20 protein-coding genes are annotated in these 26492 nt (G+C 66.4%); 14 read left to right on the plus strand and 6 right to left on the minus strand.

Annotation, left to right across the window (positions count from 1 at the left end; translation table 11 throughout):
• Window positions 1–6: 6 nt before the first annotated feature.
• Window positions 7–1446, plus strand: coding sequence for an N-acetylmuramoyl-L-alanine amidase (locus ATF69_RS12470; protein ID WP_056743447.1), 1440 nt, complete (start codon window positions 7–9; stop codon window positions 1444–1446).
• Window positions 1447–1565: 119 nt separating this feature from the next.
• Complete coding sequence (locus ATF69_RS12475) at window positions 1566–1907, plus strand: cupin domain-containing protein (RefSeq protein WP_056061641.1); 342 nt, start codon at window positions 1566–1568, stop codon at window positions 1905–1907.
• Window positions 1908–1989: 82 nt separating this feature from the next.
• Here ATF69_RS12475 and ATF69_RS12480 read toward each other — a convergent pair whose 3' ends face one another.
• Window positions 1990–3570: a methyl-accepting chemotaxis protein gene (locus tag ATF69_RS12480; RefSeq protein ID WP_146871169.1), complete on the minus strand. Its 1581-nt coding sequence runs from the start codon at window positions 3568–3570 to the stop codon at window positions 1990–1992.
• Between the two features lie 245 nt (window positions 3571–3815).
• Between ATF69_RS12480 and ATF69_RS12485 the strand changes: the two genes are divergently transcribed.
• On the plus strand, window positions 3816–4055 hold the full coding sequence (locus tag ATF69_RS12485) for a glycine zipper 2TM domain-containing protein (RefSeq protein ID WP_056061634.1): 240 nt from the start codon (window positions 3816–3818) through the stop codon (window positions 4053–4055).
• Between the two features lie 113 nt (window positions 4056–4168).
• Here the strand turns inward: ATF69_RS12485 and ATF69_RS12490 are convergent, their stop codons facing one another.
• Entirely contained in the window at window positions 4169–4816 is a 648-nt protein-coding gene (locus tag ATF69_RS12490; protein ID WP_056061629.1) for a DedA family protein, read from the minus strand.
• A 108-nt stretch (window positions 4817–4924) separates the two neighbouring features.
• Here ATF69_RS12490 and mutL point away from each other — a divergent pair, with 108 nt between their 5' ends.
• On the plus strand, window positions 4925–7000 hold the full coding sequence (gene mutL / locus ATF69_RS12495) for a DNA mismatch repair endonuclease MutL (RefSeq protein ID WP_208758725.1): 2076 nt from the start codon (window positions 4925–4927) through the stop codon (window positions 6998–7000).
• 67 nt (window positions 7001–7067) lie between these two features.
• A complete protein-coding gene (locus tag ATF69_RS12500; protein ID WP_146871170.1) occupies window positions 7068–7754 on the plus strand; it encodes a hypothetical protein in 687 nt (228 codons plus the stop codon).
• A gap of 90 nt (window positions 7755–7844) precedes the next feature.
• Here ATF69_RS12500 and ATF69_RS12505 read toward each other — a convergent pair whose 3' ends face one another.
• Window positions 7845–9719 carry a glycosyltransferase family 39 protein gene (locus ATF69_RS12505; RefSeq protein ID WP_146871171.1) on the minus strand — a complete coding sequence of 625 codons (1875 nt, stop codon included), beginning with the start codon at window positions 9717–9719 and terminating at the stop codon, window positions 7845–7847.
• Window positions 9720–10101: 382 nt separating this feature from the next.
• On the opposite strand from ATF69_RS12505, the gene ATF69_RS12510 reads away from it, so the two are divergent.
• Window positions 10102–10854 carry a methyltransferase domain-containing protein gene (locus ATF69_RS12510; RefSeq protein WP_056743458.1) on the plus strand — a complete coding sequence of 251 codons (753 nt, stop codon included), beginning with the start codon at window positions 10102–10104 and terminating at the stop codon, window positions 10852–10854.
• 118 nt (window positions 10855–10972) lie between these two features.
• Here ATF69_RS12510 and ATF69_RS12515 read toward each other — a convergent pair whose 3' ends face one another.
• The gene (locus ATF69_RS12515) at window positions 10973–12136 is read right to left on the minus strand and encodes a glycerophosphodiester phosphodiesterase (RefSeq protein WP_146871172.1); all 1164 of its coding nucleotides are present in this window, start codon (window positions 12134–12136) and stop codon (window positions 10973–10975) included.
• A gap of 276 nt (window positions 12137–12412) precedes the next feature.
• Between ATF69_RS12515 and gdhA the strand changes: the two genes are divergently transcribed.
• From gdhA to ATF69_RS12535, 4 genes are all read left to right on the plus strand, one after another.
• Window positions 12413–13756: an NADP-specific glutamate dehydrogenase gene (gene gdhA, locus ATF69_RS12520; RefSeq protein WP_099729752.1), complete on the plus strand. Its 1344-nt coding sequence runs from the start codon at window positions 12413–12415 to the stop codon at window positions 13754–13756.
• Window positions 13757–13908: 152 nt separating this feature from the next.
• Window positions 13909–15042, plus strand: coding sequence for a PilT/PilU family type 4a pilus ATPase (locus tag ATF69_RS12525; RefSeq protein WP_146871173.1), 1134 nt, complete (start codon window positions 13909–13911; stop codon window positions 15040–15042).
• Between the two features lie 14 nt (window positions 15043–15056).
• On the plus strand, window positions 15057–17456 hold the full coding sequence (locus ATF69_RS12530) for a GspE/PulE family protein (RefSeq protein WP_146871174.1): 2400 nt from the start codon (window positions 15057–15059) through the stop codon (window positions 17454–17456).
• Window positions 17457–17559: 103 nt separating this feature from the next.
• Complete coding sequence (locus ATF69_RS12535; RefSeq protein ID WP_146871175.1) at window positions 17560–18393, plus strand: alpha/beta hydrolase; 834 nt, start codon at window positions 17560–17562, stop codon at window positions 18391–18393.
• A gap of 37 nt (window positions 18394–18430) precedes the next feature.
• On the opposite strand, the gene ATF69_RS12540 is transcribed toward ATF69_RS12535, so the two are convergent.
• Window positions 18431–19813 carry a serine hydrolase domain-containing protein gene (locus tag ATF69_RS12540; protein WP_244303721.1) on the minus strand — a complete coding sequence of 461 codons (1383 nt, stop codon included), beginning with the start codon at window positions 19811–19813 and terminating at the stop codon, window positions 18431–18433.
• Between the two features lie 239 nt (window positions 19814–20052).
• On the opposite strand from ATF69_RS12540, the gene ATF69_RS12545 reads away from it, so the two are divergent.
• The 3 genes from ATF69_RS12545 to ATF69_RS12555 are packed head-to-tail and all read left to right on the plus strand — an operon-like array spanning window position 20053 to window position 22929.
• Window positions 20053–21294, plus strand: coding sequence for a multidrug effflux MFS transporter (locus ATF69_RS12545; RefSeq protein WP_146871176.1), 1242 nt, complete (start codon window positions 20053–20055; stop codon window positions 21292–21294).
• Window positions 21281–22282, plus strand: coding sequence for a tRNA (adenosine(37)-N6)-dimethylallyltransferase MiaA (gene miaA, locus ATF69_RS12550; RefSeq protein WP_146871177.1), 1002 nt, complete (start codon window positions 21281–21283; stop codon window positions 22280–22282). The genes ATF69_RS12545 and miaA overlap by 14 nt, the downstream gene beginning before the upstream one ends.
• A complete protein-coding gene (locus ATF69_RS12555) occupies window positions 22279–22929 on the plus strand; it encodes an ABC transporter ATP-binding protein (RefSeq protein ID WP_146871178.1) in 651 nt (216 codons plus the stop codon). Before miaA ends, ATF69_RS12555 begins: the two co-directional genes overlap by 4 nt.
• 96 nt (window positions 22930–23025) lie before the next feature.
• On the opposite strand, the gene ATF69_RS12560 is transcribed toward ATF69_RS12555, so the two are convergent.
• Window positions 23026–23454: an Hsp20/alpha crystallin family protein gene (locus ATF69_RS12560; RefSeq protein ID WP_146871179.1), complete on the minus strand. Its 429-nt coding sequence runs from the start codon at window positions 23452–23454 to the stop codon at window positions 23026–23028.
• Window positions 23455–23776: 322 nt separating this feature from the next.
• Here ATF69_RS12560 and ATF69_RS12565 point away from each other — a divergent pair, with 322 nt between their 5' ends.
• Complete coding sequence (locus tag ATF69_RS12565; protein WP_146871180.1) at window positions 23777–26452, plus strand: FtsX-like permease family protein; 2676 nt, start codon at window positions 23777–23779, stop codon at window positions 26450–26452.
• Window positions 26453–26492: the final 40 nt, after the last annotated feature.

Here is a 26492-nt window from a genome sequence, read left to right on the forward strand (position 1 = left end):
GACACCGTGAACGAACCCACCCTGCCCGACCGCCACGCCGCTTCCCAGCCATCGCGCCGTGCCGTGCTGCGCGCCAGCAGCCTGGTGCTGCTGCTGGGCGCACAGCAGATTGCACGCGGCGCCACCATCGTGGCCGTGCGCGTCTGGCCCGCACCCGAATACTCGCGGGTGACCATCGAGTCCGATGGCGCGCTGGTGGCCAAGCAGTTCTTCGTGACCTCACCGCCGCGCCTGGCGGTGGACATCGAGGGCATCGACCTGAGCCCCGAGCTGCGCGAACTGGTGGCCAAGGTCAAACCCGACGACCCCAACATCGCGGGCATCCGCGTGGGCCAGAACGCACCGGGTGTGGTGCGCCTGGTGGTGGACCTCAAGCAGCCCGCCATGCCGCAGGTGTTCACCCTGCCGCCCGTCGCCGCCTACCGCCACCGGCTGGTGTTTGACCTGTACCCCGCAGCGCCTGTGGACCCGCTGGAGGCACTGATTGCCGAGCGCCTGCGCGATGCCAGCGGCCCGGCCGCCACGCCTGCGCCGTCGCCCGCACCGGCCACAGCCCGCGCCGCAGAGCACGACCCGCTGGGCGACCTGATCGCACAGCGCGCCAATGGCCCCGCGCAGTCCGGCACCACAGCCCAGCCGCCCGTGGTGGCCGCAGCACCCGCGCCCAGCGCCGCCCCTGCCGCGCCCTCACGACCTGGCAACCGTCCCACAGCCACCGAGACCGACCGCATCATCATCGTGGCACTCGACCCTGGCCACGGGGGCGAAGACCCCGGCGCCATTGGCCCCTCCGGCACCCGCGAAAAAGACGTGGTGCTGCGCGTGGCCCACCTGCTGCGCGACCGCATCAACGCCACCACCGTGGGTGGCAACCCCATGCGCGCCTACCTCACGCGCGACGGCGACTACTTTGTGCCCCTGGGCACCCGCGTGCAAAAAGCCCGGCGCGTGCAGGCCGACCTGTTCGTCTCCATCCATGCCGACGCCTTCACCACGCCCGAGGCCCGTGGCGCCAGCGTGTTTGCGCTGAGCCAGGGCGGGGCCTCCAGCACGGCCGCCCGCTGGCTGGCCAACAAGGAAAACCAGGCCGACCTGGTGGGCGGCATCAACGTGCAGTCCAAAGACCAGCATGTGCAGCGCGCGCTGCTGGACATGAGCACCACCGCGCAGATCAACGACAGCCTCAAGCTCGGCACGGTGCTGCTGGGCGAGATCGGCAACGTGGGCAAGCTGCACAAGCCGCGCGTGGAGCAGGCGGGCTTTGCCGTGCTCAAGGCGCCTGACATCCCGAGCGTGCTGGTCGAAACCGCCTTCATCAGCAACCCCGAAGAAGAAAAGCGCCTGCGCAGCAGCGCCTACCAGGAGCAGCTGGCCGACGCGCTGATGCGCGGCATCACGCGCTACTTTGCCAAGAACCCGCCACTGGCGCGCAGCCGGTCGGTGTAGGCAGGCAGGGACATCGCGCGCGGGACGGCCAGCCCACCTTGCGCGCACTGCCAACTGCAGGCACAGTAGCCTGCATCGGCCGGGCGCGCACCGCGCCCTGGCCAGCGAGGAGAACTGCCATGGCCCTGCCCCACGCCCAATCTGGTCAGATCGTCAGCGTGCGTCCCCTGGGAGCACGACTGGCCGACACCGTCACCACCGCCGTCCTCAAAGCCGGCCAGCTCGAAGTCATGCGGGTGGTCCTGCCCGTGGGCAAATCCATGAAAGAACACCAGACGCCCGGCGAGGCCACCGTGCAGTGCATCGAGGGCGTGGTGGAGTTTGCGAGCGAGCTGGGCGTGCAGCAATTGCATCCCGGCGACTTTGTGCACCTGGCACCGCGCGCGCTGCATTCGCTCAAGGCGGTAGAACCTGCGTCACTGCTGGTGACGATGTGCCTCAAGCCTGCGGAGAAAACCTGAGGCCTCTTTGGCCGCGTTGGCTTCTTTGCACTCCGGGCCCCGAAGGCCTGAGGGGGTGAAGACCGTGCGGCACTGAAGGCGGTCAGCGCCCCAGCCGGAACACGCTCACGATCTCTGACAACCGCGCCGCCTGGTGCTTGAGGCTGTCGGCCGCCGCAGCGCTCTGCTCCACCAGGGCCGCATTCTGCTGGGTGACCTGGTCCAGCTGCATCACCGCCTCGCCCACCTGGCTGATGCCGATGGTCTGCTCGCCCGTGGCGCTGGAGATTTCGCCAATCAGGTCGCTCACCCGCTGCACCTGGGCGACGATGTCTTCCATGCTCTGCCCGGCGTTGCTCACCAGCTGGGTGCCGTTCTCCACCTTCTCCACACTGGCACTGATCAGGGCCTTGATCTCCTTGGCCGCCTCGGCGCTGCGCTGGGCCAGGCTGCGCACCTCGCTGGCCACCACCGCAAACCCACGGCCCTGCTCGCCGGCGCGTGCGGCCTCCACCGCCGCGTTCAGCGCCAGGATGTTGGTCTGGAACGCGATGCCATCAATCACGCTGATGATGTCGGTTATTTTTCGGGACGCGGCCGAAATGTCCTGCATGGTGGTCACCACCTGTCCCACCACCTCGCCGCCCTTGACCGCCGCCTGCGATGCCGAGCCGGCCAGCGTGGCCGCCTTGCGCGCGGTGTCGGCGTTGTTCTTCACGGTGCTGGTGATCTCTTCCATGGAGGCAGCCGTTTCCTCCAGGTTGCTGGCCTGTTCCTCGGTGCGCTGGCTCAGGTCGGCATTGCCCATCGCGATCTCGCTGGAGCCCGTGGCAATGCTGTCGCTGCTGTGCCGCACGTCGCCCACGATGCGCACCAGCGAGCTCTGCATGCCCTGCATGGCACGCATCATCTCGGCCACCTCGCCACGCCCTTGCACCTCGATGGGTTGGGACAGGTCACCCTCGCCAATGCGCTGCGCCACCGCGCTCACCGCCCCCAGCGAGCGGCGGATGCGCTGCACCACCACCCACGACAGCACCACCAGCAGCGCCAGCCCCGCCAAACCCGCCACCAGCACGGTCATGCGGTAGGACTGTATGAGCTCTGCCGCCTCGACCGCCTGCTCGGCCGAGCGGCGCACCTGGTAATCCACCATCTTGTCGGCCACGGCGTTGTATTTGTCCAGCACTGGCGCAAACGTGCCCAGCGCATAGGCGCGCGCCTGGGCCATGTCACCCGCCTTTTTCAGCTCCAGCGACTTGTCGCGCGACTCCAGGTACGACTTGCGGATGGTGGCCAGCTCTTCCTGGATGCGCAGGCCCTCCGGGCTGTTTTCCAGCTCGGTATAGCGCTTTTGCACCTTGCTGGTGTCGGCGGTGGTGGCGGCCACTGCCTCCTTGAAATAGTTCTGGAGGTCATCGCCCTCGGTCTGAGCGATGGAGAACACACGCGTGGAATTGACGGCGATGTTGCTGCGCCAGCGCAGCGCCAGTTGCAGTCGCTCCACCTGCTCGGTGGCCAGCTGATCCACGGTAGCCCCCAGGCGCTGCACACGCACCAGGCTCAGCGCCAGGACGACCACCAGCGCCAGCACCGCCACGCCCACAATCAACCCGATCTGCTGCGCCACCGTCAGCTGGGTGCCCACGCCGCCCCGGCCGGCTTGCTGGATGTGCTGGGTCATCGCGTGTCCTTGTGTAAGTTTTGTATGACAAGGAAATGATCTGCCTGCGCAACCCGGTTGGCAACAGCGACAGGCGCAGGGAAACCCTTAGTTCCTCCTGTGCCGCCTGTCCTACACCCAGCACCCTTGCCTGCCTACAGCCACCGCGCGGCCGGGCAGCGACAGTAGAGGCACAGGTCGAGCTTCAGCCGCTACCGCGGTTTGGGGACCACGGCCTGACTCCACAACCATCAAGGAATCTCGCCATGAACATCCGTCACATTCTTCTTGCGACTACCTGCACTGCGGCCCTGGCACTGGGTGGTTGTGCATCCAACCCCACCAACGCCCAGGTCGGCACTGGCGTCGGCGCCGTGGTCGGCGGCGTTGCCGGTAACGCCATCTTCGGCGGCCCTGTGGGCACCATCGGCGGTGCCGCTGCCGGCGCCCTCATCGGCCATGAAGTGGGCGAAGACCGCGACCAACGCCGCCCTTACCGCCGTTAAGCCTCTGGGACGTCCCTCCCCGCCCAGAGCGCTGATCTGGGCATAAAAAGAGCGACAGGCGCATGTAAAACATGCGCCTGTCGCTCTTTTATTTGTAGCAAATTCGCAGTCTGTCAGGCTGTGCGGGCCTGGCGCCCGGCGCGCCAGGCGCCAAAGATGGCGATCAGGCCCGGCACAAAAATCATCGCCCAGATGATCTTGTCCAGGTTCTCCTTGACCCACGCAAAGTTGCCGAAGAAGTACCCGGCCGTGGCAATGCCCAGCACCCACAGCAGCGCCCCGCCCACGTTGTAGGCGGTGAACTTGGCGCGATTCATTTCCGCCACGCCCGCCACGAAGGGCGCAAACGTGCGGATGAAGGGCATGAAACGCGCAATCACGATGGTGATGCCACCGTAGCGCTCGTAAAACTCATGCGCCTGGTTGAACGCCCGGCGGTTGAACCAGCGCGAATCCTCCCACTGGAACACCTTGGGGCCAAAGTAGCGGCCGATGGAGTAGTTGCACTGGTCGCCCAAGATGGCCGCCGCCAGCAGCACCGCGCACGCCAGCGGAAAGCTCATCATGCCGGCACCACACAGCGCGCCCACGATGAACAGCAGCGAGTCGCCCGGCAAAAAAGGCATCACCACCAGGCCTGTTTCGACAAACACAATGGCAAACAGCAGGGCGTACACCCACATGCCATAGGCCTGCACAAACGCCTCCAGATACTTGTCCACATGCAGGATGAAGTCGATGAGAAAAGTGACAAGTTCCATAAAAAGACGGGCCCGGGCGCGGCGCGGAAAAAAGGTGGGCGCATTATCCCCATCACGCCCCACCCCAGCCCGATACCCCTGCGCAGCCCCCGCCCTAAAATCCGGTGGGTGAACGACACCACCCCCTTCCTCGCAGCGGCGCAGCCCGCCTCCAGCCCCCCCACCGCCACGCGCCGCCCCATCCGCGATCTGCCCGATGAACTCATCAGCCAGATTGCTGCGGGTGAAGTGGTGGAGCGCCCCGCTTCGGTGGTGCGCGAGCTGGTGGACAACGCGCTCGATGCGGGTGCCACGCAGATCACCGTGCGCCTGTCGGCCGGTGGCGTGCGGCTGATCACCGTGGAGGACGATGGCGGCGGCATCCCGCAAGAAGAGCTGCCTGTGGCCCTGCGCCGCCACGCCACCAGCAAGATCACCAACCTGAACGACCTGGAGACCGTCGCCACCATGGGCTTTCGGGGCGAGGCACTGGCAGCGATTGCGTCGGTGTCGGAGATGGCCCTGCTCTCGCGCCCCGCCGCGCAGGCCAGCGCCTTCTTGCTGGACGCCCGCAGTGGTGAGCTGCGCCCCGCCGCGCGCAGCACCGGCACCACAGTGGAGGTGAAGGAACTGTTCTTCTCCACGCCCGCGCGCCGCAAGTTCTTGAAGACCGACGCCACCGAGCTGGCGCACTGCATTGAATCGGTGCGCCGCCACGCACTGGCGCGGCCCGATGTGGGCTTTGCCATCTGGCACGAAGGCAAGCTGGTGGAGCAGTGGCGCGCGACCTTCGTGCCCGGCCAGGATGCCCATGACGCGCTAGCCCGCCGCCTGTCGGACGTGCTGGGCGAAGACTTCGTCACCCAGTCGGTCGCCGTGCAGCACCGCGTGGGCCCGGTCACCGTCACCGGCCGCGCAGGCCTGCCCGACGCGGCGCGCTCGCGGCCCGACCACCAGTATTGCTACGTCAACGGCCGCTTCGTGCGCGACAAGGTCCTCACGCACGCGGCCCGCAGCGCCTACGAGGACGTGCTGCACGGCCACAAGCAGCCCATTTATGCGCTGTATGTCGAGATCGACCCGGCGCGTGTGGACGTGAACGTGCACCCCACCAAGATCGAGGTGCGCTTTCGCGACAGCCGCGAGGTGCACCAGGCCGTGCGCCATGCGGTGGAAAACGCGCTGGCTGCGCCACGGGCTGCCGCATTGGCAGCGGCTGCGGCGGCACCCAACCCCTCCGCAGCCGGTGATGGGGAGCATTTCAAGCCCCAGACGCCCCAAGCGCCGGTGTGGAATGCCCAGGCCGCTATCAAATTTGAAGAACGTGGTCACCGTGTGGAAGACCTGCAGGCTCTGTGGGGGTCGCGCAGTGCGACGCCTGCCGGCCCCGTGGCAGACCCCGCATCGGGCGAGGCCGTGGGCGGTTTGTGGGCGCCCTCAGCCCAGGCAGATGCGCCCGCAGCATGGGCAACGCCTGCCGCATCCCATGCATCTGACACGCCCTGGGACGGTGCGCCCTCCGCACAGACGGCCGCTCCGGTTGCAGGCACCCCCACCGAGCCCCCGGCCAGCAACCCACCCACGGCCTGGCCTGTGGGCCGCGATGGCAACGAAACCGCCTGGCCCCTGGGCAAGGCCGTGGCCCAGTTGCACGGCGTGTACATCCTGGCCGAAAATGCCCAGGGCATGGTGGTGGTGGACATGCATGCCGCCCACGAGCGCATCGTCTACGAACGCCTGAAGGCCCAGGTGGACAGCGGCGCGCGCATTGCCAGCCAACCCTTGCTGATCCCCGCCACCTTCGCCGCCACGCCGCAGGAAGTCGCCACGGCCGAAGAGTCTGCCGACGTGCTGGCCACGCTAGGCCTGGAGGTGGTGCCCTTCTCGCCCAAGACGCTGGCCGTGCGCGCCGTGCCCACCACGTTGGCGCAGGGCGACCCGGTGGAGCTGGCCCGCAGCGTGCTGGCCGAGCTGGCCGCCCACGACGCCACCACCGTGGTGCAACGCGCCCGCAATGAAATCCTGGGCACGATGGCCTGCCACGGTGCCGTGCGGGCCAACCGCAAGCTCACCACCGACGAGATGAACGCCCTGCTGCGCCAAATGGAAACCACCGACCGCTCCGACCAGTGCAACCACGGCCGCCCCACCTGGCGGCAGTTGAGCATGAAGGAGCTGGATGCGCTGTTCCTGCGCGGACGGTAGCGGCGGGCACTTCCCCGCCCGCGACATAGCCAGAGCCTTTTCCTCCAGCCATTGCCCACCGCCCTCCATGACCCAGCACCGCTACCACCGTACCACCCACGCCACCGCATCGCGCATGCTGGCAGCCACCACCACCCTGTGCGTGGCCTGGTCCGCCCACGCCGGGCGCCCTCTGTCCGTGGACGATGCAGGCGTTGACGAGGTGGGCCATGGTCACGTCGAAGTGTGGTGGGAGGGCCAGCGCGGCCAGCCTGGCACGGTGTACATGGCCCCTGCCTTCACCCCCATGGCAGGACTGGAGCTGGGCGCCGTGCTGGCGCGTGACCGCAACGAACGCCACACCTTGCAAGGCGTGCAGGCCAAGTGGCTGTGGAGCCCCGCGCAAGAGCAGGGCTGCAACGCAGGCAGCAGTGCCGGTGTCGTGCACCGGCGCCAGAGTACCGGGCAAAGCGCGGGCAGCGTGGTGGCGCTCAACCTCATCGGCACATGCGCCGCGACCTGGGGCGTGGTCAACGCCAACCTGGGCAGCCAGCGCGAGCGCGGCCAGTCCTGGCGCGCCACCTGGGGCGCCTCGGTGGAACGCAGCTGGGGTGCCATCACGCCGCACCTGGAGGCCTTTGGCACCCAAGGCAGCGCCCCCGCCTTTCAGACGGGTGCACGGTGGGAGTGGGCGCCTGGCAAGCAGCTCGACGCTACCGTGGGCCGCCAGCAAGGTCGCACCTTGTTGAGCCTGGGGTTTGCGCTGGGGTTCTGACCCGACGCAGCGCCGCATAAAACCGCAGCTACTGCCGCCCCGCCCAGCATCCTCTTGCCCCCACCGGCAAAGAGCAGGGGGACAAGCCGCTCAGGGCAAGGCGCGCGCCGCTGCGGACACGTCGCATTGCAGCGCTACCGGAGGCGTCGCCACGGTAATGGAAGCACCTGGCCACGCCGGCAGCAAGGACCACTCCAGCGTGTAGTAGTTGCTGCCCATGTACCTGAAGTGCTCGGCGCGCGGCGGCACACTGGAGCTGGCCTGCACCAAGGACCAGCCCTCCGGCAGGGGCAGCACCGTCTCGTCGGTGCATCGCAGGGCCACGCGGAGCACGGCAGGCCCCGGTGCACTGATCTGTAGCGCAATACCCTCGCGGTGCGTGGCTGGCGCAAACGTCATGTAGTCCAGCCGTTCTTCGGTAAAGACATTGCCACCTTCGCGGCCGTTGACGCGCAAAGGCAGCGGCGCGAAGGCATACACCGCCGCACCGGGCAGCGCGGCCACGGGCGCAAGCCCTTGGGTAAATGCCGACTGCACCGCCTGGGCCTGGGGTTCGATCAGGTATTGCGTGACCAAAGCGCCCCCCGCAGCGGCCTGGCACCTGGCGTCGAACTGGCGGTTCGTCATATCGCGCACCAGCATCCAGTACAGGCCCCGAAGCTGGCTCTGGCAGAGGGATTCGGAGTCCACATAGTCCTGCATGGCGCGCAGGTACCGGAAGCTGAAAGAAGGCGCCCAGCGCTGCGGTCCCGGGATGCGCGGAAAGAACGACACGTTGGCCCCGAGGTCCAGCTTGCCCAGCACCTCGAACTGCCGGTACAGCGCCCATTGCCCGCCCAACGCCACTACGCCGACAGCAGCCATCGCTACAAGCCAGGCTGCCGCGCTGCGAGCCCACCGCGCACTGGCACCGGCCCAGCCATAGGCTGCCAACAAAGACATCCAGGGCTGGATCACGTCCAGGTACCAGAACGCGCCAAACGGCAGCAGCAGCATGGCCATACTCCACCACACCAGCACCGCCGCGGCCACCCAGCGCATGGCGGGAGACCGGGCGGCCCGAACCAGCCCCAGCAACACTCCCACAAGCAACACTCCCAGCAGCGCCGCGGCGGCGGCGGTCACCATGGGCAGGGCAGGCTCAATGCCTGCCACCATGTGGTAGGGCATGGCCAGTGCATCCCACCATTTGCCCGGGCTCAATAGCCGGCCAGCGAGCGCCGCCCAGCCCGCCTCGGACGGTGGCGGCGGAGCCGCCACCACACGCTCGATGCTCCAGGGCTTGGCCCACAACGCCCACCACGCCGTCAGCGCCAGCACCACGCCGATGCCAGCCCACGTGCCACGCTGGCGCAGCACGGCGGGATGGACCACGGCAAACAGCCCCATGACCAGCGCCAGCAACGCGGCCGAGGGGTGAACCTGCAGCAGTACGAACATCGCCAGCACGAGCGCAAACCAACCTGTGTTCGGCCGGTGCAGGGCCCGCACCCACAGCGCCAGTACCAGGCTGGACAGCCCCATCACCAGCGCCGGATTCCAGGCACTGTGGGTGTATACGCTGCCAAAGATGGGCATGCACAGCGCTACATAGGCCAACGCAACGCGGCTTCCCAGGTGCGTGCGGAGCATGGTCCATGCCCAGCCGATGCAGGCCACGTTGAAGAACCCGAAGGCGGCAAAGATGCTGACCTCGCTGTCCACCACCAGCAGGGGCAGGCCCAGCAGGTAATAAAACCCCGGGGGAAGAAAAAACCGACCGTTGAACGGGGTGCTGCTCTGGGGCCACTGGCCGCGGTGCAACCACTGGCGCACTGTGTCCACGTCGCGAATCTGGTCGGGGCCATGGAAAGTGAGGTCGCAGTAATACAGCTGCAGGAAACCGAATCCCAGCAACAGCAGCACGGCCAACCAGTCGCAGGGCTGTGCGCGCTGCACCGGGGAGGAAGCAGAGGGTGCGGTCATGGAAGAGAAAATCGACTTGGTGGGCTGACGCCGCAGCTGACGTGCCGGGAACGCGCTGGCGGAAATAGGGGCGAACAACCTGAAAATGCGAAGTCCCGCATAAGGCGCGCCAAATCGGGAAGAATACAACGCAAAACTCGGCGATAGCGCCAGCCCCCTGCAGCAGCGTTGGTCTTATGCAAATGGGTCCCACGCATTGGCTGCCAGGGACTACCTCACTGAACACACGAAAAATCTCGATCTTGAAAACTGCAATCACATCCCTCATCCGCAGATTGGTAGGCACGCCGGGCCTTGACAGCCGGCTAGCAAGTATTGAACTGGCTCTTCAACAAAAAAAGAAGTACCCGTAGCACCCGCAGCACGTTCGCTCTGCGGATCCATGACCGAGGTGCGCAAAACCGTTGCAGACAATTTCATTGCGGGCCACGGGTTGGAAATCGGTGCCTTCGCTTCGCCCCTGCCAGTGCCCGACGCGGCTCGCGTAACTTATGTGGACAAATACAACCTGGAAGACTTGGACGCGAATCACAAGGTGGCTGGCTTATCGCTGGGGGATTTTGGGGTCGATCTGAGCACCGTGATCCGCCCGGACATCGTGGACGATGGCGAATGCCTTGCGAAAGTGGGGGACTACTCACAGGACTTCGTGATTGCCAACCATGTCCTGGAGCATTTTGAAGATCCGATAAGGGGCTTTCGCAACATGCTCAGAGTGTTGAAACACGGAGGCATCCTGTATTTGAGCCTGCCCGAAATGCGGCATAGCTTTGACAGCGTCCGACAACCCACGCCCTTTGAGCACCTTCAACGAGACTATGAGGAGGGGCCTGCCTGGTCGCGGGATTCGGCCTATGCCGAGTTTGCAAAGATCTTTGCGGCCAACGGAATGGACAAAGGGCTTTTCCCACGCCACAGCGGCGCGGCGCTAAAGCAGTTCGAAAATGAAGTAGCCCAGGAATTGAATGCAGCCGACTACAGCATTCACTTTCACGCCTGGACCATGGAGGGCATGGTGGACATGTTCTCCAGGATCAAGCCCCTGTACCGCCTCGCTTACGAGACACGGCTGATTCTGAAAAACAAGGAAGAAGTGATCTTCATCTTTGAAAAAGCGGTGCCTCATATTGCGTAGATTTCAGGCACAGGCTCTTTCATTCTTTCGCCGCCCATAAAAGAAAGCGCCTCTCGGCGCTTTCCTGCGGGTAGCTCTTGGGGATTGCAGCCGGGCGGTGCGCCCCCGGGCGAGGGTGTCACTGATCCCGCGCAGCCTTGGCGGTGTCGGCAAAGTCGCTGAACACGCCGTCCACACCCAGGTTGAAGAACAGCTTGTACTCGGCCTTGGGATCACCCTTGAAGTCCGAGGCCAGGCGCTTGGCTTCGTTGCGGAAGGTGTAAGCGTGCACGAACAGGCCTTCGGCGTGGGCGTTCTTCACCACGTCGGTGGGCGCCATCATCACGCGGTCGCGCTCGTCGATCTTGCCGTCGCCATTCAGGTCGTCGGCCTTGCTATCCTTGTTGGCATCCACTTGCTTAGAGGGGATCAGGTACGGCTTCCAGGGGCCAATGCCGTCGGCATAGGTCTTGACTTCCTTGAGGCCTGCGGGGGTCAGCAGGCTGGCGAAGGTGCGCGAGTCACCGGCCACAGCAAAGTCATAGGGCTTGTCGTACGGGGCCACCAGCGACATGGTGCCATCGGGGTTCACATCGTCCGCGTCCACCAGCTGCACCAGGCGCACCTGGGTCTTGGTGCGCAGGTACTTGAGGTTGGAAACCTCGAACGACTGGATGATGACGGGCGAGCTCTTGGAGGTGTAGCCGTACTTGGCCAGGATGGCCAGCAGGCGGTCTTCCAGCGGCAAGCCTTGCTTGACGTGGTAGGTGGGGTGCTTAGTCTCGGGGTACACGCCCACGGTGCGGCCAGCCTTGGCGCCTTCGGTCTTAGCCAGGTCCAGCACTTCTTCAAAGGTGGGGATCTGGAACTTGCCGTTGTACGACTGGTCGCGGTCCGACAGGGGCTGGATGGCGCGCAGGGTCTTGAGTTCGGCCAGGGTGAAGTCGGTGACAAACCAGCCTTCCTCCTCTACGCCATCGACCACTTTCTTGGTCTTGCGGCCCGCAAACTCGGCGCGGGTGGAGACATCCGTGGTGCCCGTGATGTTGGGCTCATGGCGGGCAACCAGCACACCGTCCTTGGTGGCGACCAGGTCGGGCTCGATGAAGTCGGCGCCCATGTCGATGGCCAGCTTGTAGCCCTCTAGCGTGTGGTCGGGCCGGTAGCCCGCCGTGCCCCGGTGGCCGATCACCAGGGGCTTGTCGCCGTTCAGGGTGGGGTACGGATAGTTGTCGCTGCCGCCGCAGGCTGCCAGCGTGGCCACCATGGCCAGCGCTCCCCATTTCACACCAGTGATGTGCATGCTCTTCTCCTCGCTATGTTGTTGGTAGAACCGCCGAACTGTGGGGTCGGCATGTGACAAGACCATGACGTCCTTTTTGCAAACGCATGACGGTCGCACCACACACCAACCGCACCAATATGTGGCGAATATCTCGGCCACATTCCCCACCATTGTGCATAGGCATCGGCATGAACGTATAACTTTTGAACATAATTCGATGTTGCAGTGCGCCAAACCGGTGCGTTAGCGATCTTTGACGTTGTTGACCTTTTGATGCTGAAAGCCTTTTGAACCATGAAACACGCGACCGCCGAGAGCTTCCTTTCCCACGTGGCGCTCCGCAACCCCGGCCAGCCGGAATTCCTGCAAGCCGTCACCGAAGTGATGGAAAGCCTCTGGCCGTTCATTGCGCAGCACCCGCGCTACGCCGAGCATGGTCTGCTGGAGCGGCTGGTGGAGCCCGAGCGCGTCGTGATGTTCCGCGTGTCCTGGGTGGACGACCATGGCGGCGTGCAGGTCAACCGGGGCTACCGCATCCAGCACAGCATGGCGATTGGCCCGTACAAAGGCGGCCTGCGTTTTCATCCGTCAGTCAACCTGTCGGTGCTCAAGTTCCTGGCGTTTGAGCAGACCTTCAAGAACGCACTGACCACGCTGCCCATGGGTGGTGGCAAGGGCGGTTCCGACTTCGACCCCAAGGGCAAGAGCCCTGGCGAAGTCATGCGCTTTTGCCAGGCGTTCGTGACCGAGCTGTACCGCCATGTGGGCCCCGACACCGATGTGCCCGCCGGCGACATCGGCGTGGGCGGCCGCGAGGTGGGCTTCATGGCGGGCATGTACAAAAAGCTGGCCAACAACGCGGCCAGCGTGTTCACCGGCAAGGGCCTGTCGTTCGGCGGCTCGCTGATCCGCCCTGAAGCCACAGGCTACGGCACGGTGTACTTTGCGCAGGAAATGCTCAAGACCCGAGGCCGTTCGTTCGACGGCCTGCGCGTGTCGGTGTCCGGCTCGGGCAACGTGGCGCAATACGCCGTGCAAAAGGCGATGGAGCTGGGCGCCAAGGTGGTGACGGTGTCGGACTCCAGCGGCACCGTGGTGGACGAGGATGGCTTCACTCCCGAAAAGCTCGCCATCCTGATGGATGTGAAGAACCACCTCTACGGCCGCGTGAGCGACTACGCCGCCCGCACGGGTGTGAAGTTTGAAGCCGGTGTCCGCCCCTGGCATGTGAAGGTGGACGTGGCCCTGCCCTGCGCCACGCAAAACGAGCTGGACGAGAACGACGCGAAAACGCTGATCCAGAACGGCGTGCTCTGCGTGGCCGAGGGCGCCAACATGCCCTCGACCATCGAGGCCGCCAAGGCCTTTGAGGCCGCAGGCGTGCTGTACGCCCCCGGCAAGGCCAGCAACGCAGGCGGCGTGGCCACATCCGGCCTGGAGATGAGCCAGAACGCCGCCCGCCTGTCCTGGCCCCGCGAGGAGGTGGACGCCCGACTGCTGCAGATCATGCAGGGCATCCACGCAGCCTGCCTGCACTACGGCAAGCGCGCCGATGGCAGCGTGAGCTACATCGACGGCGCCAACATCGCCGGCTTTGTGAAGGTGGCCGACGCCATGCTGGCGCAGGGCGTGGTGTAAGGGGAAGGGCCGGGCCTTGGAACGTGTTTGCGTTCCAAGATCCTGTTCACGCAGCAAATCACTGGGGCTTCGTCCCCTTTGTTTTTGGCGCGCAGCGCAGTGCAGGCTATGCTGCACTTGAAAACCAATACGCACACTTTCGGGAGTCCGCCGTGGAAATCTTCAGCTTCTTGAACGTCATGGTCGAAAAGGGAGGCTCGGACCTCTTTTTCAGTGTCGGTGCGCCGGTCAATCTCAAGATCGAAGGGGTCACACACCCGTTGAAGATGCCCGCCTTGTTGCCCGGCCAGGTCAAGCAGCTGGCCTACGCGGTGATGAACGAAAAGCAGATCGGCGAGTTCGAGGCCAAGCAGGAGATGAACCTGTCGATCTCGGCCGAGAACCTGGGGCGCTTTCGGGTCAACGTGTTCGTGCAGCGCGGCGAAACCGGCATGGTGGTGCGCTACATCAAGAACAAGATCCCGCCGCTGGCCGCGCTGGGCCTGCCCCCGGTGCTGGAAAAGCTGGTGCTGCGCAAGCGCGGCCTGGTGCTGGTGACCGGGGCCACGGGCTCGGGCAAATCGACCACGCTGGCGTCGATGATCAACTACCGCAACGAGAACGTCACGGGCCACATCCTCACCATCGAAGACCCGCTGGAGTTTTTGCACGCGCACAAGCGCTCGGTGGTGGACCAGCGCGAGGTGGGCATCGACACGCAGTCGTACGAAGAAGCCCTGAAGAACGCGCTGCGCGAGGCGCCGGACGTGATCATGATCGGCGAGATCCGCGACCGCAACACCATGAAGCAGGCCATCGCCTATGCCGAGACCGGCCACCTGTGCCTGTCCACCCTGCACGCCAACAACGCCAACCAGGCCATGGAGCGGGTCATTAATTTCTTCCCCGAAGACGCCCACCACCAGCTACTGATGGACCTGAGCCTGAACCTGGCCGGCGTGATCTCTCAGCGCCTGATCCCCGGCCTGCACGAAAAGCTGGTGCCTGCGGTGGAGGTGATGCTCAACTCACCCTACATCGCCGACCTGATCGCCAAGGGCGAGTTCTCGGGCATCAAGGAGGCCATGGGCCACAGCACCGAGATCGGCATGTGCACTTTTGACCAGGCGCTGTACCAGCTCTACACCGACGGCCGCATCTCGCTGGACGAGGCGCTGCACAACGCCGACTCGCGCACCGACCTGGCGCTGCGCGTGCGCCTGGCGGCGGGCGTGACCACGCAGGATGCGGGGGACCTTTCCATCGACACCTCCTCGCCCATGCAGTCGGCCTCGCGGCTGTCGTGACGGGCAGCGCGCGCATGCAGCATTGGCCGTTTCCGCCGTTCTTTCGCGACGCGCGGCCGGTCGACGCCCTGACACCGGCCGACGCCATCGTCTTCACAACGGGCGGGGACACCCGCCACGGTGTGCTGGAGCAGTTTGATCCGCAGGCACAACGCGCGGTGCTGATGCCGCCAGAGGGCACGGCGGCGGTGGCGCTGCCATTTGCGGCCATCAAGAGCATCCAGCTGATGCCGCCCATTCCGCTGGCGGCCGATGCCGACCTGACGGCGCGTTACCAGGCTGCCGGGGGGCACGAAGTCAACACCACATCGCGTCCCTTCACCGTGCAGTTCATCGACGGTGAAAACCTGCGCGGTGAGACCAAGGGCTTTGTCAAAACCCGCCAGGGCCTGTTCTTCTATCTGACCACCGATGCGGTGCACTGCGTGCGGATATTCATCCCCACCACGGCACTGCGCAGCTACCAGGTGGGAGGCCTGCTGGGCCAGCACCTGATCCAGTCGCAACTGGTCAGCGCCGACACGGTGCAACTGGCCCTGACTGAACAGGAGCGACGGCGGCAAGGCCCCACCGCCAACGGCGAACCCATCCGCAGCACGGCGCAGCTGGCCGGCCAGATCACCCAGATCGGCAGTTTTGTACCCGTGCGGCTGGGCGACCTCCTCATCAACCAGGGACTGGTGAGCAACGACCAGATGCGGGATGCCCTCACACTGATGCAGCGGGGCAACAAGCACCTGCTGGGCAACATCCTGGTGGAGATGGGCGCGCTGAGCCGGGCCCAGCTGACCGAAGTGGTGGCGCAGCAGTTCAGCATTCCGATGGTGGCGCTGGACGGCTTTGTGGTGCAGCCCGAGGTGCTGCGCCTGGTGCCCAAAGAATACGCGGTAGAGCACCAGGTGCTGCCCCTGCTGGTCAGCGACAAGAGCCTGGTGGTGGCGGTGGAAAGCCCGGTGGATGCCGACTACCTGGACGAGCTGCGGTTCTCGGCCCAGAAGCAGGTGGTGCCCGTCATTGCCAACCCGGACGAACTGGCGGCACGCATCACGGTGGAATACTCCAAGGTGGGCATGGACCGCACCGATCTGTCGATCGAGGAAGAGCTGCGGCAACTCTCCCAGCGGCTCACGGCCAGCGACACATCGCCGGGCCACCCAGACCTCCAGCGGCAGGTGTCCGACAACGACAGCCTGGTGGTGCGGCTGGTCAACAAGACCATCCTGGACGCCCAGTCACGGGGCGCGTCGGACATCCACATCGAGGCCTACCCCGAGGAGCAGCCCACGCTGATCCGGCTGCGCGTGGACGGCGATTTGACCGAATACATGCGCATCCCTTTCGTGCTGCGCGCGGCGCTGCTGTCGCGCATCAAGATCATGGCCAACCTCGACATCTCCGAGCACCGGCTGCCGCAGGACGGAAAGATCGACTTCTCGCGCTTTGGCCACACCAAGCTGGAGCTGCGCGTGGCCGTGCTACCCACCACCAATGGGCTCGAAGACATCGTGATGCGGCTCCTGGCATCGTCCAAACCCATCCCGCTGGCCAAGCTGGGCATGGACGTCGCCTTGGTCGAACAACTGCAGCAGATGGTGCACCGCAGCTACGGCCTGATCCTGGTGTGTGGGCCCACCGGGTCGGGCAAGACCACCACCCTGCACTCGCTGCTGGCCGAGGTGAACCACCCTGACACCAAGATCTGGACTGCCGAAGACCCCATCGAGATCACGCACCATGGTCTGCGCCAGATCCAGATGCACCCGCGCATCGGGCTCACGTTTGCGACCGCCATGCGCGCCTTTTTGCGGGCCGACCCGGACGTGATCATGGTGGGCGAAATGCGCGACAGCGAAACCGCCCACATCGCCATCGAGGCCTCGCTGACCGGCCACATGGTGATGTCCACCCTGCACACCAACAGCGCGCCCGAGAGCGTCATCCGCATGCTGGACATGGGACTGGACCCCTTCAACTTTGCCGACGCGCTGGTGGGAGTGCTGAGCCAGCGCCTGGCGCGCCGCCTGTGTCCCGACTGCAAGCAGCCCTACACCCCGGGCGCCGAAGAGCTGCAGCAGATCGCCACGGACTACGCGGCCGGCACCGGCCTGGCGCCCGAGAGCCTGCTGGCGCCCTGGCGCAGCCGCTTTGTCCCCGCAGGGGCATCGGACTGGGTGCTTTACCGTGCCCAGGGGTGCAACCATTGCGACCACACGGGTTACAAAGGCCGTGTGGGCATCTACGAACTCATGGCCGCCTCGCCAGGCATCAAGAAGCTGATCCAGACCCGTGCGCCAGTGGACCAGCTGTTTGAGGCCGCCACCGCGCAGGGCATGCTGCGGCTGCTGCAGTACGGGTTGCTCAAGGTGCTGGAGGGCGTGACCGACCAGCGCAGCGTGCGCGGAGCCTGCTCCTGAACGGCCGAGCCCATGGACGATCTCGCAGGGGATCGTCCATGGGGCCTTCCAATACCCTCCGTCTTCACCGAACTTTTGCATCGGGACCAGAATCTGTCGGACGATGAAACGCATCCCTCTCCTTGCATCTCTGGCGCTGGCAGTAGCCGTGAGCGTGGGTTGCGCCACCCTCGACGCCAAGCAGCGCGAATGGATCTTCCAGCCCAGCGACCGCAGCTGGGGCGGCGCGCCGTCCACCGAAGGCATGCAGGACGTCTGGATCGAGTTCGCCTCCGACGCCAGCGGCAAGGCCGAGCGCCTGCACGGGCTGTGGCTGCCCCACACCCAGGCCGGCGCGCCGGTACTGCTGTACCTGCACGGCGCGCGCTGGAACGTGGCGGGCTCGTCAGGCCGCATCCGGCGCATGCAGGAGCTGGGCTTTTCGGTGCTGGCCATCGACTACCGGGGCTTTGGGCGCAGCAGCGCAGGCCTGCCTTCCGAGGCCACCGCGGCCGAGGACGCCCGCGCCGCCTGGAACTGGCTGGCCGAGCAGCACCCGGACAAGCCGCGCTACATCTTCGGCCACTCGCTGGGCGGCGCCATTGCGATCGATCTGGCGCGCCAGGTACCGGATGAAAAGGGCACCATCGTCGAAGGCACCTTCACCAGCATCCCCGACGTGGTCAGCACCTTCAAGTGGGGCTGGCTGCCGGTGTCGCCGCTCATCACGCAGCGGTTCGAATCCATCCGCAAGGTGGCCGAGATCGGCTCGCCGCTGCTGGTGGTGCATGGCAGCGACGACAGCCTGATCCGCCCCACGCTGGGCCGCCAGCTGTACGAGGCAGCGCGGGAGCCCAAGCAGTTTGTGCTGGTAGAGGGTGGCTCGCACCACAACACCAACTCTGTGGGCCAACGGCAGTACCGCGAGGCCGTGGCCTCGCTGTTTCACCTGAAGTAAGCGCAGCGGCTCGCCGCGACGAGTCAGCCGCGCTGTCTCAGCGGCGCACCGCCTGCGCCAGTGCCGCCCAGGCCTTGAGAGTGAGCGGGTGGGTAAAGCCTGCCCCCGCCACGGGGTGAGACGACAGTTTGATCACCACCATCTCGGCAGCCGGGTTCACATGGATGAACTGGCCGTGGATGCCGGCGGCCTCATAAGCCCCATCAGCGTTGTGCAGCACCCACCACTGGTTGCGGTAGCTGTAGCCCGGCCGAAAGGCCATGCCACCCACCTTGAACTTCTCTCGGTCGCCGCCCTTGGCGGTGTCTTCGATCACGGCCTTGTCAAAAATCTTCTGACCGTTGAAGCTGCCGCCCAGGCGCAGCATCTCGCCAAACCGCGCCAGGTCGCGCGCCGTGGCGTTGAGGCCTGCGCCCTGCAGCGGCGTGCCCACGCTGTCCACCATCACATGGGCATCTTCCTCGGTGCCCAGCTTTTGCCAGATGTTGTCGCTCATCAACTCCGCCCAGTGTTTGCCAGTGGCGCGCGACACGATCCAGCCCAGCACCTCCGAATGCACGGTGCGGTACACAAACCCGGCGCCGTGTTCGCCTTCCTTCTTGAGCGTCTTGAGGAAGTCGTACACATTGGTCGGCCCCTGGTAGCCCGGCGGACGGGGCAGCAGACCGCTGGACCAGCTGTAGCCAAAGATCTCGGTGGTCGGGTCGGTGTAGACCTCGCGGAAGCGCACGGCGCCCGTCATGTCCATCACATCGCGCACCTTCATGTCGCCCCAGGCCGATTCGGCCAGCTCCGGCACGTACTTGGTCACCAGCGCCTCGGGGTCGATCTTGCCCTCGTGCGCCAGCTGCGCCGCCATGAGCCCGGTGAACGACTTGGTGACCGAGAACAGCAGATGCGGCGAGTAGGGCTTCATCTGGTTGTCGTAGCGCTCGTACACCACGCGGCCCTTGTGCATCACCACCAGTGCATCGGTGTAGGTGCGGGTGAACCATTGGTCCACCGTGATGGGCTGGCCCTTGTCGTCATCGAATGCCACTGCGCCCAATGGTCGCGGGTCGGCCGGCAACGCAGATGGTGCGGCACCGCCCCGGCGGATATTGCGTGTGGGCTGCAGCTCGCGCAGGTGCTGCACGGCCCAGCGCAGCTGCGGGTATTTGTACGAGTTGCTCAGGTCCACACGCTGCGCCCCTTCGGGTGGGAAGGTGCTCATGTAGCCCAGCTTGTCCAGCGTCACGGTCTCGGGCGCCGGTAGCGCCGGGGCCTGCGCCTGGGCTGGGGCCGCAAAGGCCACACCCAATGCCGCCGCAGCGCAGGCAGCCCGCCACAGCGCGGCGGGGAATGCGCCAGAACGCCGGGCCTGCGCAGGATGCAAAGGGTGAGCGGTTTGCGCCGCAGAGGCGCTGTAAGTCTTGTGCATGGCTTGTCTCCTTGTTGTGTTGTGTTGCTTGGTGCAGCATCCGGGCGAAGCGTCCCTCAGAACAGCGTCCAAGGCATGACGGGCTGCCAGCCACCGCCCCACCATGGTGCTGCGCCCCGCGCAAGGCAGGATGTCACCCGCGCGACCTTTGTCATACATAAATTTGCGCAAGTTCTCACCGCCTGGGTCCACCGCCCTGCCTGCAGCGCGCCCACCCCTTCTGGTACGCTCAGACAGATATGTCTGCCCCCTCCGCCACCGCAGCGTCTGCGGCCGCCCCTGTCTCTGTCCCACCCGGCCTGGCCATTCTGGTGCTGGCCCTGTTGCTGTCCATCCAGCCCGTCACCACCGACCTGTACTTGCCCGCGCTGCCCGCGCTCACCCGCAGCCTGGGCGCGCCTATGGCGGCGGCGCAGCTCACGCTCAGCGGGCTGCTGCTGGCGTTTGGTTGCTCGCAGATGGTGTGGGGCCCTCTGTCTGACCGCTTTGGCCGCCGCCCCATCCTGCTGGCGGGCCTGACCATCTACACCGTGGCCTCGCTGGGCAGTGCCTTTGCACCGACCATGGGCCTGCTCATTCTGTGGCGCATCGCCCAGGGTGCTGCCATGGGGGCCGTGGTGATGTGCGCGCGCGCCATCGTGCGCGACCTGTACACCCCGCTGGAGGGCGCCCGCGCCATGTCCAAGGCGCTCACGGGGCTGGGCATCGTGGCCTGCATCTGCGCGCCCATGGGTGGCCTGCTGAGCGAATGGCTGGGCTGGCGCGCTGCGCTGCTGGCACTCACGGTGTATGCGGTGGTCACGCTGGCGCTGGTGGCCTTGCGCTTGCCCGAGACCCTGGCCCACCGCAACCCCCAAGCGCTGCAGCCCCGTGCGCTGGTGGGCACCTGGCAACAGGTGTTGCGCAGCCCCACCTTCTGGGCGTTTTCGCTGCAGACCACGGCCACCTATGGCGGGCTGTTCACCTTTCTGGCGTCGTCCTCGTTCGTCTACATCGACGTGCTGGGCCTCACGCGCACCATGTATGGCTGGGTCATGGCGTCTGCCTGCGTGGCCTACTTCGCGGGCACCTTTGTGTGCCGCGCTCTGCTGGCACAGTTTGGCCTGCAGCGCACGGTGGCCATTGCCGGGGCCTTGAGCGCCAGCGGCGGCACGCTGATGGCGCTGGTGGCCTGGATGGGCTGGCACCACCCCTGGGCACTGACGCTACCGTTCTACCTGTTCATGGTGGCGCACGGCATCCACCAGCCCTGCGGGCAAAGTGGCGCGGTGGGGCCCTTCCCCAAAGCAGCAGGCGTCGCATCGGCCCTGAACGGCTTCATGATGATGCTGGCGGCCTTTGCCATTGGCGGCTGGCTGGGGCTGCGGCTCGATGGCACGGTGTGGCCGCTGGTCAATGGCATCTGGTTCTGGTCGGTGGTGCTGGCCGTGATCTCGTGGACGCTGGTGCAGAAGTTTGGAGCGCCCCGTGAGCACGCCTGACACCTTCCCCACCATTGCCCTGGCGGGCCCCACGGCGTCGGGCAAGACCGCCGGCGCGCTGGCGCTGGCCGCCGTGCTGGGCAAACAGGGCCGGCCGGTCGAGATCATCAGCGTGGACTCGGCCCTGGTGTACCGGGGCATGGACATTGGCACCGCCAAGCCCACGCCCGACGAGCGCGCTGCGGTGCCCCACCACCTCATCGACATCCGCGATCCGCTGCAGGCCTACAGCGCCGCCGAGTTTGTGCAGGACGCCACCCGGCTCATTGCCGAGATCCGCGCGCGCGGCGCACTGCCATTGCTGGTGGGCGGCACCATGCTGTACTTCAAGGCACTGTTTGATGGCATTGACGACATGCCCGCCGCCGACCCTGAGGTACGCGCCAAGATCGAAGCCCAGGCGGCCGAGCAGGGCTGGCCCGCCCTGCATGCCGAGCTGGCGCGTGTGGACCCAGTGACGGCCGCGCGCCTGGCCCCCGGCGACAGCCAGCGCATCCAGCGGGCACTGGAGGTGTGGCATGTCTCGGGCCAGCCGTTGTCGAGCTTTCACACTATTAAAAAGGTAGCAGACAACACAAACAACACCGGCGCAAGCGCGCTTTTTTCCTTGGAACCCGACAACCGGGCCTGGCTGCACGAGCGCATCGCCCAGCGTTTCGACACCATGCTGGCCGGAGGATTCATTGATGAGGTGGCGGCCCTGCGCGCACACGGTGACCTGCATCCCGACCTGCCCTCCATGCGCTGCGTAGGCTACCGGCAGGTGTGGGAAGAACTCGACTTCCAGGCCAGCTGTCCTTCAGGCACCCCGTTGAACACGGCCTTCCTGCGCGAACGCGGCATTGCCGCCACACGGCAACTGGCCAAGCGCCAGATCACCTGGCTGCGCAGCATGCCGCAGCGCCACGCCATCGCCTGCGACCAGCCCCATGCCGTAGCCACGCTGGTGCAGGCCGTGCTGCAACGCCTGGAGCAGCCCACGCCATGACGCTGCTGCGTGTGGAGAACCTGGGCAAGCACTACGGCAGCACGCCGGTGTTCGCCAACGTGCAGTTCGCCGTGGCACCCGGCGAGTTTGTGGCAATCGTGGGCGACTCGGGCGTGGGCAAGTCCACCCTGCTCAACTGCCTGGCGGGGCTGGATACCTGGGACACCGGGCACATCACCCACGGCACCACCGACCTGGGCCAGCTCGACGACACCGCCCGTGCGCTGTGGCGCCGTGCCCATGTGGGCTTTGTGTTCCAGGCCTTCCACGTGTTACCGCACCTGGACGTGGCACAGAACGTGGCCCTGCCGCTGATGCTGCTGGGCCAAAGTGATGCCGCCCGCGTGCAACACATGCTGGCCGCCGTGGGCCTGGAAGGGCTGGGTACACGGCTGCCGCAGCAGCTCAGCGGCGGGCAACTGCAGCGCGTGGCCATCGCCCGCGCACTGATACACCGCCCCGCCCTGCTGCTGGCCGACGAGCCCACCGGCAACCTCGATCCCACCACCGCCACGCGCGTGATGGACCTGCTGCTGGCGCAGACGCGCGAGCACGGCGCATCGCTGGTGCTGGTCACCCATTCCGACGCCGCCGCAGCGCGGGCCGACCGGGTGCTGCGCCTCACGGCCAGCGGCATCGCCGGTTAGGCCTCGAACGCTCCCAGCAGGGGCCGGACGAGGACTTCAAGCCGATCACGCAACCCAGCCCAGCGGTTCCGGCCAGGAGGGTTGTGTGAGCCACGCTCACTCGATGTTCAGCCGCTGCGCCGCCTTGTTCACCTTCTTGGGCAGGTTCAGCGTCAGCACGCCGTTGTCGTACTTGGCCTTGGCCTGCGCGGCGTCCACATCGGCGGGCAACTGGAAGCTGCGGGCCACAGCGCCAAAGTAGCGCTCGCTGCGCAGCACCTTTTCGCCCTCGCGCTTTTCATCGTGCTGGCGCACCTCGGCGCGCAGGCTCACCACATTGCCTTCGAGCGAGACATGGATGTCCTCCTTGGCCACGCCGGGCACCTCGGCCTGCACCGTGTAGCCACCTTCGGTTTCCCTCACATCCACCTTGATCTGGCTGGGCGAAGGCAGGTTGTCGCCATGCAGCGGGCGCACGTAAAAGCCGGGGGCAATATCCTTGAAAAAGTCGTCAAACAGACTGCCACGGGTCACGAGAGAGTTCATGGTTTTGGCTCCTGAAAAGGGGTTGAAACAGACAACTGAGCCAGCGCAGGAGGGCGGGCCCCTAAGAAGGTGCGAACGAGCCCCACATGCCCGCTCATCCCGCCAAAACGCTCCCGCTCGTTGTTGCCAATGCTCGCCATAGCCCGAGCTATGACTGCGCTTTGCGCCTAGATCGGAAACGTTTTGGCGGCTTGCTCGGGCAGGCGGGTCTCATTCACACCTTCTGGCTCCAAGATAGGCCTGCGGTATCGCGGCTTCAAGGGGGTTGAAATGCAAGGTTGATGTGCGTCAAAAACCCAGGCTCCCAACGCCTGCGGCCACAATGCAGGCCATGCTCGCCCTGCTCCGCACCTTCTCCTGGCAAGACCTGCGCCACCACCCCTGGCGCAGCGCCGCAGCGGTGGCGGCCGTGATGCTCGGTGTGGCACTGGCGTTTGCGGTGCATGTGATCAATGCGTCGGCGCTGGACGAGTTCTCGCAGGCGGTGCGCGCCGTCAACGGCCAGCCCGACCTGGAGCTGCGCGCCATGCAAGGCAGCCTGCCCGAGGCGCTGTACGAACGCCTCGCCACCGACCCGCAAGTGGCCCGCGCCAGCCCGCTGCTGGAGCTGTCGGCCGTAGCGCAGGCAGCTACAACAGCGGGCGCCAAAGACCAGTCCCTTCGCACGCCCATCCGTGTGCTGGGCGCCGATGCACTGCTGCTGCCCACCATGGCCCCGGCGCTGGTGCCGCGCCCCTGGGACAGCGCCGACCGGTTCGCCCTCTTCGCACCCGCCACGGTGTTCCTCAACACGGCAGCGCTGCAGGTGCTGGGGCTTTCTGCCGCCGCTCCAGCACCATCGTCGCCCCTGCCCCGCCTTACGCTGCAGTTGGGTTTGCAACCAGCGCTCACCGTGCAGGTGGCGGGCACCGTGACCGCCGGCGGCGCGCCGCTGGCCGTGATGGACATTGGCGCTGCGCAAGATCTGTTTGGCCGTGCGGGCGCACTCACCCGCATCGACCTGCAACTGCAGCCCGGCACCGACCGCACTGCGTGGGAAGCCACACTGCGCGCGCAGCCCGGCTGGCCTGCCAACCTGGTGCTGGCGCAGCCCGGCGATGCCACCCAGCGCATCAGCAACCTGTCGCGCGCCTACCGGGTCAACCTGACGGTGCTGGCGCTGGTAGCACTGTTCACCGGGGCGTTTCTGGTGTTTTCGGTATTGGCCCTCAGCGTGGCGCAGCGCGGGCCGCAGTTTGCGCTGCTGGCCGTGCTGGGCGCCACGCCGCGCCAGCGGCTGGCACTGGTGCTGGCAGAGTCGGCAGCGCTGGGCCTGCTGGGCAGCGTGCTGGGCATAACGCTGGGCACCGCGCTGGCGGCCACGGCGCTGCAACTGCTGGGCGGCGACCTGGGCGGTGGCTACTTTGCGGGTGTGCGGCCCGCGCTGCAATGGAGCGCCCCCGCCGCGCTGGTGTACGGCGCACTGGGCGTGGCGGCCGCCTTGGCGGGTGGCTGGTGGCCCGCCCGCGCCGCGCAGACCCTGCCCCCGGCCCAGACCCTGAAGGGCCTTGGCGCCGCAGCCAGTCAGGCGGACAAGGGCACTGTTGGTATCGTTTTGATAGCTACCGGGGCAATTTTGACTAGCGCTCCACCCGTATTTGGCATTCCACTGGCTGCCTACGTGGCCATCGCGCTGCTGCTGGTGGGGGGCATCGCCCTGCTGCCCTGGGGCATGGCGCGGTTGCTGGCGTGGCTGCAGCCCCTGGCCGCGCGCCACGCGCTGCCACTGCTGGCGCTGGAGCGCGCGCGGCGCATGCGGGGCAGCGCGGCCATCGCGGTGGGCGGTGTGGTCGCATCCCTCAGCCTGGCCGTTGCGCTGACGGTGATGGTGTCCAGCTTTCGCGGCTCGGTCACGCAGTGGCTGGACGCGGTGCTGCCGTCGCCGCTGTACGTACGCTCGGCCATCAGTGCGGGCGGCACGAGCGGCAGTGAGGCTGCGTTGCTGCCCGCAGGCTTTGCAGAAGCAGTGGGCCAGTTGCCAGGGTTGGACCGCGTGCAGCCCCTGCGCGCCAGCCCACTGCAGCTGTCCCCCACGCTGCCCGCCCTCACGGTGCTGAGCCGCCCCCTGGGAGATGAGCCGGCGCAGACCCTGCCGCTGGTGGGCGAGGCCCTACCCGTGCCCCCCGGCCGCACCGGCGTGTACATCAGCGAGGCCGTGGTGGACCTGTACGGCCTGCGCCCCGGCATGGAGTGGCCTGCACTTTCCAAGGCTTTTAGCCCCCAAGCGCTAGAAAATCATGCGCCAGCAGCTATCTTTTACATAGCAGGCATCTGGCGTGACTATGCCCGGCAAACCGGCGCCGTGGTGATGGACCGCGCTGTGTGGCTGCGCCTGACCGGCGACGCCCGCACCAGCGACCTGGCCCTGTGGCTCAGCGAGGGCACTGACCTGTCGGCCTTGCAGGCGTCCATCCGCGCGCTCGCTGCGACCCAAGCCGGCCGCCAGCTCTCCACTGCGGCGGGCGCCACCACGGGCGACGGCAACGAGGCCCTGGTGGAATTCAGCTCCGCCGCCACCATCCGCGAGCGCTCGCTGCGCATCTTCGACCGCAGCTTCGCCGTTACCTACTGGCTGCAGACCGTCGCCATCGGCATCGGCCTGTTCGGCGTGGCCGCCAGCTTCAGCGCCCAGGTGCTGGCACGGCGCAAGGAGTTTGGCCTGCTCGCCCACCTGGGCCTCACGCGGCGCCAGATCCTGACCGTGGTGGCGGGCGAAGGGGCCGCGTGGACGGCGTTGGGTGCAGCGGCGGGGGTGCTGCTGGGGCTGGCCGTGTCCGTGGTGCTGGTGCACGTGGTCAACCCGCAGAGTTTTCACTGGACGATGGATTTGGCGGTGCCGGGTTGGAGGTTGCTGGGGCTGTGTGCTGCCGTTGTTGCGTCGGGCACGGTCACCGCATGGCTGGCGGGCCGAGCGGCGGCGGGAAGGGATGCGGTGATGGCGGTGAAAGAGGACTGGTGACACACCACTTGTGATCATTCAATAGCGCCGTTAAAAATTG

It is taken from the genome of Acidovorax delafieldii, assembly GCF_007993815.1.
Taxonomy (GTDB): Bacteria; Pseudomonadota; Gammaproteobacteria; order Burkholderiales; family Burkholderiaceae_C; genus Acidovorax; species Acidovorax delafieldii.

What these genes read in the sequence shown, in the direction of transcription:
- ATF69_RS12535 (WP_146871175.1), top strand. Translation starts at nt 17,560, where the DNA reads ATGAAACGCATCCCTCTCCTTGCATCTCTGGCGCTGGCAGTAGCCGTG.
- ATF69_RS12555 (WP_146871178.1), top strand. Translation starts at nt 22,279, where the DNA reads ATGACGCTGCTGCGTGTGGAGAACCTGGGCAAGCACTACGGCAGCACG.
- ATF69_RS12485 (WP_056061634.1), top strand. Translation starts at nt 3,816, where the DNA reads ATGAACATCCGTCACATTCTTCTTGCGACTACCTGCACTGCGGCCCTG.
- ATF69_RS12530 (WP_146871174.1), top strand. Translation starts at nt 15,057, where the DNA reads ATGCAGCATTGGCCGTTTCCGCCGTTCTTTCGCGACGCGCGGCCGGTC.
- ATF69_RS12500 (WP_146871170.1), top strand. Translation starts at nt 7,068, where the DNA reads ATGACCCAGCACCGCTACCACCGTACCACCCACGCCACCGCATCGCGC.
- ATF69_RS12505 (WP_146871171.1), bottom strand. Translation starts at nt 9,719, where the DNA reads ATGACCGCACCCTCTGCTTCCTCCCCGGTGCAGCGCGCACAGCCCTGC.
- ATF69_RS12565 (WP_146871180.1), top strand. Translation starts at nt 23,777, where the DNA reads ATGCAGGCCATGCTCGCCCTGCTCCGCACCTTCTCCTGGCAAGACCTG.
- ATF69_RS12475 (WP_056061641.1), top strand. Translation starts at nt 1,566, where the DNA reads ATGGCCCTGCCCCACGCCCAATCTGGTCAGATCGTCAGCGTGCGTCCC.
- ATF69_RS12490 (WP_056061629.1), bottom strand. Translation starts at nt 4,816, where the DNA reads ATGGAACTTGTCACTTTTCTCATCGACTTCATCCTGCATGTGGACAAG.
- ATF69_RS12540 (WP_244303721.1), bottom strand. Translation starts at nt 19,813, where the DNA reads ATGCACAAGACTTACAGCGCCTCTGCGGCGCAAACCGCTCACCCTTTG.
- gdhA (WP_099729752.1), top strand. Translation starts at nt 12,413, where the DNA reads ATGAAACACGCGACCGCCGAGAGCTTCCTTTCCCACGTGGCGCTCCGC.
- ATF69_RS12515 (WP_146871172.1), bottom strand. Translation starts at nt 12,136, where the DNA reads ATGCACATCACTGGTGTGAAATGGGGAGCGCTGGCCATGGTGGCCACG.
- ATF69_RS12560 (WP_146871179.1), bottom strand. Translation starts at nt 23,454, where the DNA reads ATGAACTCTCTCGTGACCCGTGGCAGTCTGTTTGACGACTTTTTCAAG.
- ATF69_RS12510 (WP_056743458.1), top strand. Translation starts at nt 10,102, where the DNA reads ATGACCGAGGTGCGCAAAACCGTTGCAGACAATTTCATTGCGGGCCAC.
- ATF69_RS12545 (WP_146871176.1), top strand. Translation starts at nt 20,053, where the DNA reads ATGTCTGCCCCCTCCGCCACCGCAGCGTCTGCGGCCGCCCCTGTCTCT.
- ATF69_RS12480 (WP_146871169.1), bottom strand. Translation starts at nt 3,570, where the DNA reads ATGACCCAGCACATCCAGCAAGCCGGCCGGGGCGGCGTGGGCACCCAG.